General features: G+C 64.4%; 15 protein-coding genes. 11 read left to right on the top strand and 4 right to left on the bottom strand.

The genetic code is table 11. The features are described from left to right. The first annotated feature begins 217 nt into the window (after nucleotides 1–217). The 11 genes from V7S54_RS07635 to leuB all read left to right on the top strand — a co-directional run bounded on the left by V7S54_RS07635 (nucleotide 218) and on the right by leuB (nucleotide 11,399). Nucleotides 218–901: a GntR family transcriptional regulator gene (locus V7S54_RS07635; protein ID WP_336408116.1), complete on the top strand. Its 684-nt coding sequence runs from the start codon at nucleotides 218–220 to the stop codon at nucleotides 899–901. Nucleotide 902: 1 nt separating this feature from the next. Further along, the gene (locus V7S54_RS07630; protein WP_336408115.1) at nucleotides 903–2,342 is read left to right on the top strand and encodes an aldehyde dehydrogenase family protein; all 1,440 of its coding nucleotides are present in this window, start codon (nucleotides 903–905) and stop codon (nucleotides 2,340–2,342) included. 66 nt (nucleotides 2,343–2,408) lie between these two features. After that, nucleotides 2,409–3,155 carry a glucose 1-dehydrogenase gene (locus V7S54_RS07625; protein WP_336408114.1) on the top strand — a complete coding sequence of 249 codons (747 nt, stop codon included), beginning with the start codon at nucleotides 2,409–2,411 and terminating at the stop codon, nucleotides 3,153–3,155. Between the two features lie 43 nt (nucleotides 3,156–3,198). Beyond that, entirely contained in the window at nucleotides 3,199–4,674 is a 1,476-nt protein-coding gene (locus tag V7S54_RS07620) for an ABC transporter substrate-binding protein (RefSeq protein ID WP_336408113.1), read from the top strand. 98 nt (nucleotides 4,675–4,772) lie between these two features. After that, nucleotides 4,773–5,723 (top strand): ABC transporter permease, encoded by a 951-nt coding sequence (locus V7S54_RS07615; protein ID WP_065377520.1) that lies wholly within the window; start codon nucleotides 4,773–4,775, stop codon nucleotides 5,721–5,723. Beyond that, complete coding sequence (locus V7S54_RS07610) at nucleotides 5,723–6,583, top strand: ABC transporter permease (RefSeq protein ID WP_336408112.1); 861 nt, start codon at nucleotides 5,723–5,725, stop codon at nucleotides 6,581–6,583. Before V7S54_RS07615 ends, V7S54_RS07610 begins: the two co-directional genes overlap by 1 nt. Next, nucleotides 6,580–7,596: an ABC transporter ATP-binding protein gene (locus tag V7S54_RS07605; RefSeq protein WP_336408111.1), complete on the top strand. Its 1,017-nt coding sequence runs from the start codon at nucleotides 6,580–6,582 to the stop codon at nucleotides 7,594–7,596. The genes V7S54_RS07610 and V7S54_RS07605 overlap by 4 nt, the downstream gene beginning before the upstream one ends. Continuing rightward, nucleotides 7,593–8,567, top strand: a complete 975-nt coding sequence (locus tag V7S54_RS07600) for an ABC transporter ATP-binding protein (RefSeq protein WP_065377523.1) — start codon at nucleotides 7,593–7,595, stop codon at nucleotides 8,565–8,567. The genes V7S54_RS07605 and V7S54_RS07600 overlap by 4 nt, the downstream gene beginning before the upstream one ends. 10 nt (nucleotides 8,568–8,577) lie before the next feature. Beyond that, nucleotides 8,578–9,969 (top strand): amidase, encoded by a 1,392-nt coding sequence (locus tag V7S54_RS07595; protein ID WP_065377524.1) that lies wholly within the window; start codon nucleotides 8,578–8,580, stop codon nucleotides 9,967–9,969. Beyond that, on the top strand, nucleotides 9,966–10,217 hold the full coding sequence (locus V7S54_RS07590; RefSeq protein ID WP_065377525.1) for a hypothetical protein: 252 nt from the start codon (nucleotides 9,966–9,968) through the stop codon (nucleotides 10,215–10,217). Before V7S54_RS07595 ends, V7S54_RS07590 begins: the two co-directional genes overlap by 4 nt. A gap of 72 nt (nucleotides 10,218–10,289) precedes the next feature. Then, nucleotides 10,290–11,399: a 3-isopropylmalate dehydrogenase gene (gene leuB, locus V7S54_RS07585; protein WP_336408110.1), complete on the top strand. Its 1,110-nt coding sequence runs from the start codon at nucleotides 10,290–10,292 to the stop codon at nucleotides 11,397–11,399. A gap of 106 nt (nucleotides 11,400–11,505) precedes the next feature. Here the strand turns inward: leuB and V7S54_RS07580 are convergent, their stop codons facing one another. From V7S54_RS07580 to V7S54_RS07565, 4 genes are read right to left on the bottom strand one after another with little or no spacing between them, the layout of a single operon-like run. Next, the gene (locus V7S54_RS07580) at nucleotides 11,506–12,255 is read right to left on the bottom strand and encodes an SDR family oxidoreductase (RefSeq protein ID WP_336408109.1); all 750 of its coding nucleotides are present in this window, start codon (nucleotides 12,253–12,255) and stop codon (nucleotides 11,506–11,508) included. A gap of 22 nt (nucleotides 12,256–12,277) precedes the next feature. Beyond that, the gene (locus tag V7S54_RS07575) at nucleotides 12,278–13,120 is read right to left on the bottom strand and encodes a fumarylacetoacetate hydrolase family protein (protein ID WP_336408108.1); all 843 of its coding nucleotides are present in this window, start codon (nucleotides 13,118–13,120) and stop codon (nucleotides 12,278–12,280) included. A 40-nt stretch (nucleotides 13,121–13,160) separates the two neighbouring features. Next, nucleotides 13,161–14,183: a hypothetical protein gene (locus V7S54_RS07570; protein ID WP_336408107.1), complete on the bottom strand. Its 1,023-nt coding sequence runs from the start codon at nucleotides 14,181–14,183 to the stop codon at nucleotides 13,161–13,163. Next, entirely contained in the window at nucleotides 14,180–15,073 is an 894-nt protein-coding gene (locus V7S54_RS07565) for an SMP-30/gluconolactonase/LRE family protein (RefSeq protein ID WP_336408106.1), read from the bottom strand. The genes V7S54_RS07570 and V7S54_RS07565 overlap by 4 nt, the downstream gene beginning before the upstream one ends. Nucleotides 15,074–15,075: the final 2 nt, after the last annotated feature.

The following is a 15,075-nucleotide window of genomic DNA, read 5'->3' as shown; positions in this document are numbered from 1 at the left end:
ACTGACAACCGTCAAATTTTGGGGTCAGATCGAAACATGAGCCGGCAAACGGTCACCTCGTCTTTGCGATCGCTTTGACGGCTAGGATCCGGCCGGCGGCCAGCCAGTCGTGCGGGAGAGCGTAAGCACTTGCACAGGCAAGAGCGGAACTCTCACGGCCGCCGATTGACTTCTCCTGTATCCTGGATACAATTTGCCTCGATCTTGGGAGGGATCAATGAACCAATCCTTCGAATGGCGAAGCCAGTCACGACTTCTCGACGAAGTGGCACAGGCACTTCGCGAACGCATCTATGCCGGCGTCTATGCGCCGGGCGCGACGCTGCGCCAGGAAAAGATTGCCGCCGAGTTCGGCATCAGCCGCACGCCGCTGCGCGAAGCCCTGCGGGTGCTTGAGCGCGACGGGCTGGTTGTCAACAAGCCGGGCAGCGGTGTCAGGGTCGCAACCGCCGACCTGCCGAAGCTGCTTGACGCCTATGCGGTGCGCGAAGCGATGGACGGCGTTGCCGCCCGCAATGCCGCCGAGCGCGCGACCACTGCCGAGATCAAGGATCTGGCAAAACAGGTGGAGCGCCAGCGCAAGACTGTCGAGAACTGGGATCCCGCCGCCTACACCCAGTCCAACGTGATCTTTCACGAGGCGATCGTCGCCGCCTCGCGCAACACATCGCTCGCACCGCTCGGACCGCTTCTGCGTATGACCTCGCAGGTTTTTGCCCCTGCCTTTTCGCTCTCCAGTGAACGCGCGAGCACCGCAGTCGCCGAACATGGGCTGATCGTCGAGGCGATCGCGGCACGAAACCTCGACGAGGCCGAAAAGCTGGCGCGCGCCCATATCAACGCGACGGCAACGAGATTGAAGGCGCTCCTTGAGGCGCGCGAGACCGACCAAGAGGCATGACGTGAAGACCTACGGAAATTTCATCGCGAATACGTGGCAGGACGCATTAGGCGGCGAGTTCATCGCCGTTCGGGATCCCTCCAATGGCCAGGAGTTCGCGCGCATCGCCCGGGGAACCCGGGACGATATCGACCTCGCCGTGCGCTCCGCGCGCGCTGCCCTTGCGGGCGACTGGGGACGCATGACGCCGACCGAGCGCGGCCGGGTGCTGACCCGGATCTCAGGCGCGGTGCTGCGCAACATCGATATTCTGACGGAGCTCGAGGCGCGCGACGTCGGCAAGCCGTTGACGCAGGCGCGTGCCGACGTCGTGGCGCTCGCCCGCTATCTCGAATTCTACGGCGGCGCCGCCGACAAGGTACATGGCGACACCATCCCCTATCAGAACGGCTTCACCGTCCTGACCGTCTACGAGCCGCACGGCGTCACGGGACATATCATCCCTTGGAACTACCCGATGCAGATCCTCGGCCGAAGCCTCGGTGCAGCCCTTGCCATGGGCAACGCGGCAGTGGTCAAGCCGGCCGAAGAGGCGTGCCTGACGATCCTGGAGTTTGCCCGCATTGCCGAAGAGGAAGGCCTGCCGGCGGGCGCGTTGAACGTTGTGACCGGCTTCGGTTCTGAGGCGGGTGCGGCTCTCTCGGAACACCCCGACGTCAACCACATCTCGTTCACCGGTTCGGTTCGAACCGGTGAGATGGTGCAGGCGGCGGCCGCGAAGAACGCGGTCCCGGTGACGCTCGAACTCGGCGGCAAGTCGGCCCAGATCGTCTTTGCCGATGCCGACCTCGATCGCGCCGTTCCCTTCCTGGTCAATGCCGGCATCCAGAACGCCGGCCAGACCTGCTCGGCCTCGTCGCGCATTCTCGTTGAGCGCGCCGTTTACGAAGAGGTCGTGGCGCGGATGAGCGAACGGTATCGCACGCTGAAGGTCGGCCCAGCCGGCGCCGATCTCTCCGTCGGTCCGGTCGTCTCGCGAAGGCAAAAGGCAATCATCGAGGACTTCCTCGCAGGCGCCGCCAAGGATGGCTTGAAGGTTGCGGCGCAAGGCGAGATCGTTGCCGATGCCCCGGCTGAAGGCGCCTATGTCGCACCCACCCTCTTGCGTGACGTCCCGCACGAGCACCGCACGGTACAGGAAGAAATCTTCGGCCCGGTGCAGGTGATCATGCCGTTCGACGGCGAGGACGAAGCCATCCGGCTCGCCAACGGCACCGCCTATGGCCTCGTCTGCGGCGTCTGGACCAATGACGGCGGTAGGCAGTTGCGGATGGCGCGTGCCGTTCACGCCGGCCAGGTCTTCATCAACAATTACGGCGCCGGCGGTGGCGTCGAGCTGCCTTTCGGCGGCGTCAAGAAATCCGGCCATGGCCGCGAGAAGGGCTTTGAGGCCCTCTACGGTTTCGCCAGCATGAAAACCATCTCTGTCTACCACGGCTAGAGCGGGACGAGTGTGGGCGGCTTTCCGCCCACAATCTGCTCCGCAAAATTGCCTTAGGAGGAACACGTGTCACTAGAAGGTAAAGTCGCTCTCATCACCGGCGCGGGCTCCGGCTTCGGCGAGGGCATCGCCAAACGTTTCGTCGAAGGCGGCGCCAAGGTCATCGTCGTCGATCGCGACGCCAAAGGCGCGGAGCGTGTCGCCAGCGAACTCGGCGGCAATGCCTTTGCCGTGGTCGCCGATATTGCCAAAGAGGCGGACGTCGAAGCGGCCGTCGCGGCCGGCATCGAAAAATTCGGTCGGGTCGATATCCTGATCAACAATGCCGGCATCGGTCACAAGCCACAGAACGCCGAACTGGTCGAGCCGGACGAGTTCGACCGCATCCTCGGCGTCAATGTGCGCGGCGTCTATCTGATGACGCGGGCGCTCTTGCCGCACATGAAGGCGAACAAGTCGGGCGTGATCGTCAACATCGCGTCGACCGGCGCCAACCGGCCGCGGCCGAACCTTGCCTGGTACAATGCAACCAAGGGCTGGGTGGTCTCCGCCACCAAGGCGCTGGCGATCGAGCTCGCTCCGTTCAACATTCGCGTCGTCGCGCTCAATCCGGTCGCCGGCGAGACGCCGTTGCTTTCCACGTTCATGGGCGAAGACACCGAGGAAATCCGCAAGAAGTTCCGCGACTCCATTCCGCTCGGACGCCTGCTGAAGCCCGAGGATCTGGCCGAGGCCGCCTTCTTCGTCGCCTCACCACAGGCATCGATGATCACTGGTGTGGCGCTCGACGTCGACGGCGGCCGCTCGATCTAAGTAACTGGGACCATAAACAACCAAACCGCAAAGCGGGGGAACCATGATGAACTTGACGAAATGGGCACTTGCCTCGTGCTTCATCGCCGCGTCGCTGACGACGGCGATGGCCAAGGACACGATCACCGTCGGCCAGGTTCTGGAGCCGCCGGGCCTCGACCCGACCGCCGGTGCCGCAGCACCGATCCGCTACATCACCTACGGCAACCTCTTCGAGGGTCTGGTGCGCGTGGTCGAGGACGGCAGCGTCAAGCCGCTGCTCGCCGAAAGCTGGACGGTATCGGATGACCAGAAGACCTACAGCTTCAAGCTTCGTCAGGGCGTCAAGTTCCACGACGGCACGCCATTCGACTGCTCGGTCGTGAAGTTCTCCTATGAGCGTGCGGTCGCGGCCGACTCCACCAATGCGCAGAAGGGCCTGTTCGAGCCGATCGAAAAGACCGAATGCCCGGATCCGGCAACCGCAGTCGTGACGCTGAAGCGCCCGGCCTCCAATTTCCTGTTCAACATGGCCTGGGGCGACGCGGTCATGATCGCGCCGTCGTCGGCAGCCGACAACAAGACCAAGCCTGTCGGCACCGGCCCGTTCAAGTTCAAGGAATGGGCGAAGGGCGACAAGGTGGTGCTTGAAAAGAACGCCGATTACTGGGGCGAACCGGCCAAACTCAGCGAAGTGACCTTCAAGTTCATCAGCGACCCGTCGGCCGCCGCCGCCGCCGTTCTCGCCGGCAACGTCGACGCCTTCCCGATGTTCCAGGCGGCCGAACTCGTCAGCCAGTTCCAGAGCGATCCGAACCTGCAGGTCGAGGTCGGCAGCACATCCGGCAAGGTCGTGCTTGCGCTCAACAATGCGCGCAAGCCCTTCGACGATGTCCGCGTCCGCCAGGCACTCGCTTATGCTATCGACCGCAAGGCGCTAGTCGAAGGCACCTATTCGGGCTTCGGTACGACCATCGGCTCGCATTATTCGCCGGTCGAACCCGGTTATGTCGATCTCAACGATACCTACCCCTATGACCCCGGCAAGGCGCAGCAGCTGTTGCAAGAAGCGGGAGTCCAAGGCCTTGAGATCACCATCATGCTGCCGCCGCCGGCCTATGCCCGTCGTGGCGGCGAGATCATCGCGGCCATGCTCAGCGAAGTCGGCGTCAAGGTGAACCTCGTTCCGATCGAATTCGCGCAATGGCTCGACCAGGTGTTCAAGAACTCGGACTTCGACGCGACGATCATCGCGCATGCCGAGGCCCGCGACCTCGATATCTATGCCCGCGACAAGTACTACTTCAACTACCAGAACCCCGAGTACAAGGCGCTCTACAAGTCCTTCACGCTCGCTTCGACCGAAGCCGAGCAGCTGGACCTCGCAGGCCAGCTCCAGCGCAAGCTGGCGGCCGACGAGCCGAACGTCTTCCTCTACGCGTTGCCGAAGATCGGCGTCTGGAACAAGAAGGTGAAGGGCCTCTGGAAGAACATGCCGGTTCCGGCCGACGACCAGACCCAGACCTATTGGGAAAACTAAGGATTGGCATCCGCCCCTTTGACGAGGGGCAGTTGCAGATCACGTGTTGACCGGCACACCCGGCGCCGGTCAACACTCGCTCTTTCCGGGAGGTTGATGTGATTTCCTTCATCGGTGGTCGCCTTGTGTCGCTCGTTCTGACGACGCTCGCCGCCTCAGTCATCGTCTTTCTGCTGATGCAGGTGCTTCCCGGCGACCCCGCCGTGCTGATGCTCGGCATGAATGCCGACGCCGAAGCGATCGCGGCTCTGCACCGGCAGCTCGGCCTAGATCAGCCGATCTGGATCCGCTACCTCCACTGGATCGGCGGCTTCGTCGTCGGCGATTTCGGCATGAGTCTGACCTACTCTGTCCCGATCCGCGAACTGCTCGGGCCCCGCATTCTGGTGACGCTGCCGCTCGCTCTGCTCTCGATGGCGATCTCCGTCGTCGTCGCCATCGCCATCGGCGTCTATGCCGCCGCCAATCGCGGCAAGGCCGGCGACACCGTGGTCATGGGCATCGCCCAGGTCGGCGTCGCCATCCCAAATTTCTGGCTGGCGCTGCTCTTCATCCTGCTCTTTGCGCTGAAGCTCGCCTGGTTTCCTGCCTCAGGTTTTGCCGGCTGGGAAGGCGGCATCTGGAACGGCCTGCAGTCGTTGATCCTGCCCGCCTTCGCGCTCGGCCTGCCGCTTGCCGCCATTCTCGCACGTGTGACCCGCTCCGCCGTCATCGAAACGCTCGGCGAGGATTTCATCCGCACCGCCCGCGCCAAGGGACTGAGCCGGTCCGGAGCGCTCTGGAAACACGCCGTGCCGAACGCGCTGATCCCTGTTGTCACCATAATCGGCCTGCAGTTCTCCTTCCTGCTTGCCGGAACGATCATCATCGAGAACGTCTTCAATCTGCCGGGCATCGGCCGTCTCGTCTTCCAGGCCATCGCCCAGCGCGATCTGGTGACCGTTCAGACGCTGGTGACGCTGCTAGCCGCTTCCGTCATCACCATCAATTTCCTCGTCGATCTGGTCTACGGCTACCTGGATCCGCGGCTGTCGACGGAGGGCCACTGATGTCGAGCCCCGCAGTCACCTCTGATCCCGGCCTCATCTCCAAACTCATCGGCAGCCGCAGCCTGACGATCGGAGCGACCGTCACCCTGATTCTTGTGGCGATGGCGCTCGTCTCCTTTGTCTGGACGCCCTATTCGCCGACGGCGATGAACTTCCGCGACAAGCTGCAGGGACCGAGCTTCAGCCACTGGTTCGGCACCGACAATTTCGGCCGCGACATCCTGTCGATGATCATGGTCGGCGCCCGCAACTCGATCTCCGTCTCGATCGTCGCCGTGCTGGTCGGCGCCGGCATCGGCGTGCCACTCGGCGCCTGGGCTGCCGCCCGCGGCGGCTGGGTCGACGGTCTCGTCATGCGCATGAGCGATCTTGCCTTTGCCTTCCCGGCGCTTTTGACTGCGGTCATCATCACCGCGATCTTCGGTCCGGGCGCCACCAATGCGATGATCGCGATCGGCATTTTCAACATCCCGGTCTTTGCCCGCGTCACCCGCGGCGCCTCGATGGGCCTCTGGAAGCGCGAATATGTGCAAGCCGCGCGCTGCGCCGGTCGCGGCGACGTGGCGATCACTGTTCTGCACATCCTGCCCAACATCAACCACGTGCTGCTCGTCCAGGTGACGATCCAGTTCGCCTTGGCAATCGTTGCCGAAGCCGGCCTCTCCTATGTCGGTCTCGGCACGCAGCCGCCGATGCCGAGCTGGGGCAAGATGCTGAACGACGCCCAGACCTTCATCTATCAGGCGCCCTGGCTCGCGATCTTCCCGGGGCTGGCGATCACCTTCGCCGTGCTCGGGCTCAATCTGCTTGGCGACGGTCTGCGCGACATCCTCGATCCGCGCGTGAGGCGGCAACGATGACGAAACCCTTGCTTCAGATGGCCGGCATGTCGGTCGAACTCTCGGCGGGCGAAAGCCAGGTCGATATCGTCTGCGATATTGATCTCGAGCTCAACCGCGGCGAGCGCCTCGGCATCGTCGGCGAATCCGGCAGCGGCAAGTCGATGACGGCACTCGCCGTCATGGGCCTGTTGCCGCAGCGCATGCGGGTGCGCGGCGAGCTTCTGTTCGACGGTCGCAATCTCGCTGGCCTGACTGAGGCCGAATATTGCGGCTATCGCGGCCGACGCGTCGCGATGATCTTTCAGGAGCCGATGACGGCGCTGAACCCGGTGAAGTCGATCGGCGCACAAATCGCAGAGGGACGGCGGCTGCATCTCGGCGAAACCAAAGCCGATGCCGAAAAGAAGGCGCGGGCGCTTCTCGACCGGGTCGGCCTGCCGGCGCCGCGCTTCGACCTGGATCTTTATCCGCATCAGCTCTCCGGCGGCCAGCGGCAGCGCGTGATGATCGCCATGGCGATCGCCTGCGAACCGGACCTCCTGATCGCCGACGAGCCGACGACAGCGCTCGACGTGACCGTGCAGGCGCAGATCCTAGATCTGCTCGACGAACTGATCGAAGACACCGGCACGGCGCTGATGCTCATCACCCACGATCTCGGCGTCGTCTCCGAAATGACCGACCGCATCGCCGTCATGTACGCAGGCCGCATCATCGAGACCGGGCGCACGGACGATGTCTTCGCCCGCATGGCGCATCCCTATGCGCGCGGCCTCTTCGCCGCATCGCCGCACGGCGCAGCACTCGCACCACGCCACGAAGGCGCGGGGCGGCCAAGGCTGAACGCCATTCCCGGCATCGTTCCGGATCCCTTTGGCCGGCCACCCTTCTGCTCCTTCGCCGAGCGTTGTTCCTTCGCTCAGCAGGATTGCCGGCAGGCGATCCCGACGCTGGACCTGATCAATACCGATGGAAATGTGCCGCATCGCGCCGCCTGCTTTCATCCGCGCGAGAGGATGGTGGCACCGTGAGCGAGACCATTCTCAAGACCACCGATCTGGTGCGCGAATACGATCTGCCACGCCCGTCGATCTTCTCGAAACACAGCCGCCTGCGCGTGCTCCATGGCGTCAACATCGAACTCGCCGCCGGCCAGAGCCTCGGCATCGTCGGCGAAAGCGGCTCCGGCAAATCGACGCTGGCCCGCGCGGTGATGGGACTGGAGCGGCCGCAATCGGGCGAGGTCAATATCGCCGGCACGAACATCTACGCGCTCGATCGCGCCGGACTGCGTGAAGCACGAAAAGGTTTCCAGGCGATCTTCCAGGATCCCTACGGCTCGCTCGATCCGCGCCATACGGTCCGGACGATCATCTCCGAGCCGATCGTGTCGCTGGAGCGCGGCACCGGAACGGCGGAGCGTGAACGACGCATCGCCGAAGTGCTGGAGGCCGTCGGCCTGCCGCTTGCGTCCGCCGAAAAGTACCCGCACGAATTCTCGGGCGGCCAGCGGCAGCGCATCGCCATTGCCCGGGCGCTGATCACCCGCCCGGCGCTGATCGTCGCCGACGAACCGGTGTCTGCGCTGGACGTCTCGATCCAGGCGCAAGTGCTAAACCTTATGATGGATTTGCAGGAAAAGCTCGGCCTCTCCTATCTGTTCATCAGCCATGATCTCGGCGTCGTGCGCGCCATCACCGACCGGGTCGCCGTCATGCATCTCGGCCGCATCGTCGAGGAGGGCCCGACGGCCGAAGTGTTCGATAACCCGCGCCATCCATACACTCAGGCGCTGGTCGCTGCCGTACCCAAGCCCTTCTCCGGCCGCCGCAAGCGGATACGTTCTGACGGCCCCCCGCAGACGCCCGTCCATACCGCAACAACCGCAGCCGGCTGCGCCTATGCCGCCGTCTGTCCCATGAGGCAGGAGATCTGCCTCACCCGCACGCCCGTGGCCAAGCCGGTGACGCCGGCCTGGTCCGCCCGCTGTCATTTTGCCTAGGAATAACCCCATGTCCGAACTCGCCGATCTCTCCGCCGTCGACCTGGTCGAGGCCTATCGTTCGAAGAAGCTCTCTCCCGTCGAAGTCACCGAAGCCGTCATTGCCCGCATCGACGCCTCCGAGCCGAAGCTGAACGCGCTCTGGGCCTATGACCCGGCCGAAGCCCGCAAGGCCGCCAGGGCATCGGAGGAGCGTTGGGCGAAGGGCGAACCGCTCGGCGCGATCGATGGCGTGCCGGTGACGATCAAGGAAAACATCGCAACGAAGGGCACGGCCGTGCCGCTCGGCTGTGCCGCCGTGTCGCTGACGCCGGCCGCAGCCGACGCGCCGCCGGCCGCCCGCACCCGCGAGGCGGGCGGCATTCTGCTCGCCAAGACCACGATGCCCGATTACGGCATGCTTTCCTCCGGTCTCTCCAGCTTCCACAAGCTTGCCCGCAACCCGTGGGACCTCTCGGCCAATCCGGGAGGATCGAGCGCCGGCGCGGGTGCTGCGGCCGCCGCCGGCTATGGTCCCCTGCACATCGGCACCGATATCGGCGGCTCGGTCCGCCTGCCGGCCGGCTGGTGCGGCGTCGTCGGTCTCAAACCATCTGCCGGCCGTGTCCCGATCAATCCGCCCTTTATCGGCCGCGTCGCCGGGCCGATGACCCGGACCGTTGCCGACACGGCGCTTTACATGTCGGTGCTGTCGAAGCCGGATGCTCGCGACACGATGGCCCTGCCCTATGCCGACATCCCCTGGCTCGATCTCGATCGCGGCGTGAAGGGCCTGAAGATCGGCCTCTGGCTTGACGCCGGCTTCGGCCAGGCGGTCACCGAGGAAACCGAAATGGCCGTCAGCCGAGCGGCCAAGCTCTTTGCCGATGCCGGTGCGATCATCGAACCGGTCGGCCCGTTCCTCACCCGCGAGATGATCGACGGTCTCGACCGCTTCTGGCGCGCGCGCGGCTGGGAAGACGTGTCACGGCTTTCGCCGGAAAAACAGGCGCAGATCCTGCCCTATATCTTCGACTGGATCAAAACGGCCGAGAATTTTTCCGGCCGCGAGGTCTATACCGGCTTCGCCCAGATCGAAGCCATGCGCAACGCGCTGCATGCGGCGCTGAGCGGCTTTGATTTCATCCTGTCGCCGACCGCGCCGACCGCGTCCTATCCCGCCGAATGGGCCTCCCCGGTCAACGACCCGCAGAAGCCATTCGAACACATCGCCTTCACCGTCGCCGTCAACATGGGTGGACAGCCGGCGATCTCGCTCAACTGCGGCTATACCGAACGCGGCCTGCCGATCGGCCTGCAGATCATCGGCCAGTCCTTCGACGATATCGGCGTGCTGCGCCTTGCCCGTGCTTACGAAACCATGCGTCCTGAGCAGCGTCCCTGGCCGAAGGTGGCAGCGTGACCGACACGATGCGTTACACCGTCGAAAGCGGCGATCTGGAAAACATCGTCTCCCGGCTGCTCGACATCGTTCGCCGGCTCGGCGTCAGCGTTTCGAAGCTTGCCGTCGAAGTGGACGGCGGCAAGGCCAGGCTCGAAATCGCCGTCGCGCCGACCTCGCAAAGCGTCGCCAACACGCTGCGCGAGCGCATCGGGCAGATCGAGGGCGCCCGACCGCTACCGCGCATCGAGAATAGCGTCGCCTCGTAGACAGGCGAAGCTTTCAACAACACCCACGCGGCGAAGCCGCTTTAGAGACTGAAAACCACAGGAGTGCCGAAAATGGCTCGCAAACTTTTCATCCTTCCCGGCGACGGCATCGGCCCGGAAGCCATGGCGGAAGTCCGCAAAATCATCGCCTACATGAATGCCGAGCTTGGCGCCGGCTTCGTGACGGACGAGGGGCTGGTCGGCGGTTCGGCCTATGACGCCCACGGCCAGGCGATCTCGGAAGCGGATATGCAAAAGGCGCTCGCCGCCGATGCGGTGCTGTTCGGCGCCGTCGGCGGTCCGAAGTGGGATGCGGTTCCTTACGAAGTGCGCCCGGAAGCCGGGCTGTTGCGCCTGCGCAAGGATCTCGAACTGTTCGCCAACCTGCGTCCGGCGATCTGCTACCCGGCACTGGCTGCCGCCTCGTCGCTGAAGCCGGAACTCGTCGAAGGCCTCGACATCCTGATCGTGCGCGAACTGACCGGTGGCGTCTATTTCGGTGAACCGAAGCAGATCATCGATCTCGGCAACGGCCAGAAGCGCGGCATCGACACCCAGGTCTACGACACCTACGAGATCGAGCGCATCGCCGGCGTCGCCTTCGAATTGGCCCGCACGAGGCAGAACCGCGTCTGCTCGATGGAAAAGCGCAACGTCATGAAGTCGGGCGTGTTGTGGAACCAGGTGGTGACCGAGACGCACAAGGCGAAATACTCCGACGTTCAGCTCGAGCACATGCTGGCCGATGCCGGCGGCATGCAGCTGGTGCGCCAGCCCAAGCAGTTCGACGTCATCGTCACCGACAACCTGTTCGGCGACATGCTGTCGGACGTGGCGGCGATGCTGACCGGTTCGCTCGGCATGCTGCCGTCGGCCTCGCTCGGCGCCCCGGACGGCGTCACCGGCAAACGCAAGGCGCTCTACGAGCCGGTGCATGGCTCGGCCCCCGACATTGCCGGCAAGGGCATTGCCAACCCGATCGCGATGATCGCCTCCTTTGCCATGTGCCTGCGTTACTCCTTCAACCTGGTGACGGAAGCCGACAATCTGGAGAAGGCGATCGCCGCCGTGCTCGATAAGGGCATCCGCACCGGCGACATCATGGCCGAGGGTGCCAAGAAGGTCGGCACCACGGAAATGGGCGATGCCATCCTCGCCGAGTTCAAGGCACTGTCGGCGTAAGCGACAGACGATCCCGGCAGGCGTGGTCTGTCGGCACGAAAACCAACACCTCCGGAGCGCATCCGGAGGTGTTTTGCGTTTGATCATCCTGAAGGAAAACGATGCCTCAGATCGTAATCCCCCCGTCGATATTGATCGCCTGACCGGTGATGAAGGCCGCTTCGTCGGAGGCGAGGAAGGCGCAGATGGCGGCGACCTCCTCGACCTTGCCGAAGCGACCGGCCGGCTGGCGGCTGATGAAAGACCGGTAAGCCTCGTCACGGCTTCCGAACTTCTCGCCGAGTTCGCCGATGCGCTCTTCCAGAGAAGGCGACGCGATTGTTCCGGGGCAGACCGAGTTGCAGCGAATGCCATGGGAGACATAGTCGGCGGCAACCGCCTTGGTGAGACCGATGACGCCACCCTTGGCGGCACCGTAGGCCGCACGGCGCGGAAAACCCTTGATCGACGAGGCGACCGAACCGATGGTGATGATGCTGCCACCAGCAGCCTTCATCTTCGGGATCGCGCCGGCAATGACGTTATAGGCACTGTCGAGCGTGATGTTCACCGAGCGCCGCCAGTCCTCGGCCGAGCATTCCTCGATCGTGCCCTGGTGTACATAACCGACCGCATGCACGAGGATATCGACCCGCGTAAAGCCGGCGAAATAGGCGGCAACGGCGGCATGATCCGTTGCGTCCAGCCGTATCGTCGCGGCACCGTCAAGCGTGGCGAGCAGGCCATCGTTGATGTCGCTCGCATGAACCTCGGCCCCTTCCGCCATCAGCCGTTCGGCAACGGCGCGGCCGATGCCCTGGCCGGCGGCGGTGACCACAGCCACGCGTCCGGCCAATCGTCCCGTCTTTTCACTCATGATCCGTTTCCCTTCGCGCGTATTAAATGGCCTCAACCGTCTGGCGCTGGCGGCCGAGGCCGTCGATTCCGAGTTCCACCACATCGCCGGGTTTGAGATAACGCGGCGGCTTCTTGCCCATGCCGACGCCCGGAGGCGTACCGGTGCAAATGACATCGCCCGGTTCCAGCACACAGAATTCGCTCATGTAGGAGACGATGGTTGCGACGTCGAAAATCATGCGTGCGGTCGTGCCCGCCTGCATGCGTTCGCCGTTAACGTCGAGCCACATCGACAGCGCCTGCGGATCCGCCACCTCGTCACGGGTCACGAGCCATGGGCCTGTCGGGCAGAAGTTCGGGAAGCTCTTGCCCTTCACCCATTGCCCGCCGCGCTCCATCTGCCAGGCGCGCTCGGAGACATCGTTGACGACGGTATAACCGAAGACATGGTCCATGGCCGCGTCACGCGAAACATTCAGGGCGCGTTTGCCGATGACGATGCCAAGTTCGACCTCCCAGTCAAGCTTTGACATTTTTTCTGAATGGAGAAGCGGGGCGTTCGGACCGCAATAGGTGCCGATCGCCTTGTTGAAAAGGATCGGTTCGGATGGCACCGGCAGACCCGCCTCTTCCGCATGGTCGGAGTAGTTGAGGCCGACGCACCAGATCGTGCCCGGCCGCGCCATCGGCGGCAGGATATCCGCGTCGATCACCGGCACTGCGGGCAGGGCGGACAGATCGACGCCGGACAGCGTCGCGGCAACATCAGGCAAAGTCTCCGCCGTGAAGTCCTGCACGAGCGAAGAGACATCCCGCGCGCCGCCTTCGCGATCGAGGATGCAAGGCACTGCGAAGCCGTCGACGGTGAGGCGCAACAATTTCATTCTCTTGGCCTTTCGATGGGAATGCCTGGGCGAGCGACGCTCAGCCGGTGGGAGCCGCTTCGACGGAAAGTCGGTAGCGGGTGCTGAAGGTTTGGTCGGGTTCGAACGCGATTGCGGTCGCGATGCCCGATGCCGCAATGGGATTGGCCGCCGTGGAGACCGCCGGCCCCAGATCGAAGGCGGAAGCGATCGGCTCGACGCCAAGCGCCACGTGCTGCCCGTTCCAGGGGTAGGCCTTGCGGCCGCGGTTGCTGTGCCAGAGCAGCAGGCTCGGAAAATGCTCCTTCTGCCAGGCGAGCCGGGCGCGAAAACCCTCGTCGCGATAGTGGAGCCCCAGGCTGCCATCGATGCCCGAGAGCTGCAGCAGGTCCTCGGTCTCTTCGACAAACGGTATCTGCGAAGCATCGAGCATGGCACCGCCGCGCGTCTCGACCTTGCCGAGCGATGGCCATTGCCGCGCGGGCGAAAACAAGGCCGCGCCCGGCTCGACATCGCCGGGGAAACTCCAGACGCGATCATAGGCACCGGGCTCAATGGCAACGGAACCGGAGCGAACGGGCAACCGGAACGTCGGGTGCAGACCGATCGGCAGGCGGCATGGACGCCTTGCCTCGACTTCCAAGGTGACGTCGACAGCAGCCGCGTGTGGATCAGGCACGATCCGCCGCCGCAGCAACCGGATCGGATGGTTCTCCGGATAACGGCACTCCATCGTGATCAGACGCTCGTCACAGGCACCCCAGGTCCAGTGGACATTCGAGCCGTGACCATGCGGCACGCCGGCGCCCTCGAAACTCTCACCGTTCGCGGACCAGCCAGCGGGGAGCGTTCGGTTGGCGTCGCTGCCGAAGGGGACGCAGGGCCACTCACCGCGCAATTCCTGCAGGATTTCTGGCAATGTCTCGCGCTCGGGATCGCTGCCCCAGGGCGCGACATGCAAGGGGCTGATCTGGCGCCCGTCCGGCAGCAGGAACAGTACGGGGCCGAGCATGCCGCCCAGCGACTGCACCGAGAGGCAACCATGCGCCCAGGCGAGCGCGCGTCTGGTCGTCTGCGCGCTCACCTTGTGGCCACCCCGAAGCGATTTTCGGGCAAACCAGGCACCTCGACCCGCATGGCATAGAGGCTGCCCGCGAGGCGTTCGTCGGGTCCGGCGCCGGCCGTAGTGATGTAGAGCGTCTTGAGGCCTGCGCCGCCGAAGGTGCAGGTGGTGATGTTGGTGACCGGCATCTCGATCGCCTCGGCAAGGCTGCCATCCGGGGCAATGCGGGCAATGCAGCGTCCGCCATAGCGGCAATTCCAGAGGACCCCCTCGCTGTCGATCGCCGAGCCATCGGGCGAACCGCGATCGAAACCGGTGAAAAAATGCCGTTCGCCTGAGATCGCGCCCTTCGCCACATCGTAGTCGAAAGCGTAGATCTCGTTTGCGAGCGTGTCGCCGAAATAGAAGGTATTTCGGTCCGGGCTCCAGCAGAGCGTATTGGAAATGCCGAGGTCATGCCGCCATTCGCTGACGGCGCCATCCGGCGCGATCCGATAGAGTATGCCCTCCCCAGGCCCCACCTCGCCGAGCTGACCATCGGGCAGCACATTGTTCTTCATCGAGCCGACCCAGAAATTTCCGACCGGATCAGTGCGGCCGTCATTGAGGCGCACCCGCGGCGCACCGGGCAGAGCAAAACCGTGATCCTCACGCCGGTCGGCCTCCGGCCACCACCAGATCAGCTTCGACCCGAGGGCGACGAGCAGACGCCCGTCTTCGCTCGTCAGCGAGATGGCGACCACCGGCTCGTCGAACAGCCAGGTCCGGACGGCACGCGTCGCCTCGTCGTAGCGATGGATGAGGAAGCGGTTGATGTCGGTCCAGTAGAGCGCCGTTTCCGCCGCCGACCAGACGGCGCCCTCGCCGCAACGGTCGCCGACGGGCGCGACACAAACAAGCTCTCGCGCCATTG

The organism is Ensifer sp. CCNWLY38, from assembly GCF_037120565.1.
GTDB lineage: Bacteria > Pseudomonadota > Alphaproteobacteria > Rhizobiales > Rhizobiaceae > Ensifer > Ensifer adhaerens_H.
The sequence above is the reverse complement of the archived record's forward strand: the minus strand, read 5'-3'. Positions and strand labels throughout refer to the sequence as shown.

Bases quoted from the DNA above. Each gene is read 5' to 3' on its own strand.
- V7S54_RS07635 (WP_336408116.1), top strand. From the start codon at position 218: ATGAACCAATCCTTCGAATGGCGAAGCCAGTCACGACTTCTCGACGAA.
- V7S54_RS07620 (WP_336408113.1), top strand. From the start codon at position 3,199: ATGATGAACTTGACGAAATGGGCACTTGCCTCGTGCTTCATCGCCGCG.
- V7S54_RS07610 (WP_336408112.1), top strand. From the start codon at position 5,723: ATGTCGAGCCCCGCAGTCACCTCTGATCCCGGCCTCATCTCCAAACTC.
- V7S54_RS07605 (WP_336408111.1), top strand. From the start codon at position 6,580: ATGACGAAACCCTTGCTTCAGATGGCCGGCATGTCGGTCGAACTCTCG.
- V7S54_RS07595 (WP_065377524.1), top strand. From the start codon at position 8,578: ATGTCCGAACTCGCCGATCTCTCCGCCGTCGACCTGGTCGAGGCCTAT.
- leuB (WP_336408110.1), top strand. From the start codon at position 10,290: ATGGCTCGCAAACTTTTCATCCTTCCCGGCGACGGCATCGGCCCGGAA.
- V7S54_RS07580 (WP_336408109.1), bottom strand. From the start codon at position 12,255: ATGAGTGAAAAGACGGGACGATTGGCCGGACGCGTGGCTGTGGTCACC.
- V7S54_RS07575 (WP_336408108.1), bottom strand. From the start codon at position 13,120: ATGAAATTGTTGCGCCTCACCGTCGACGGCTTCGCAGTGCCTTGCATC.
- V7S54_RS07565 (WP_336408106.1), bottom strand. From the start codon at position 15,073: ATGGCGCGAGAGCTTGTTTGTGTCGCGCCCGTCGGCGACCGTTGCGGC.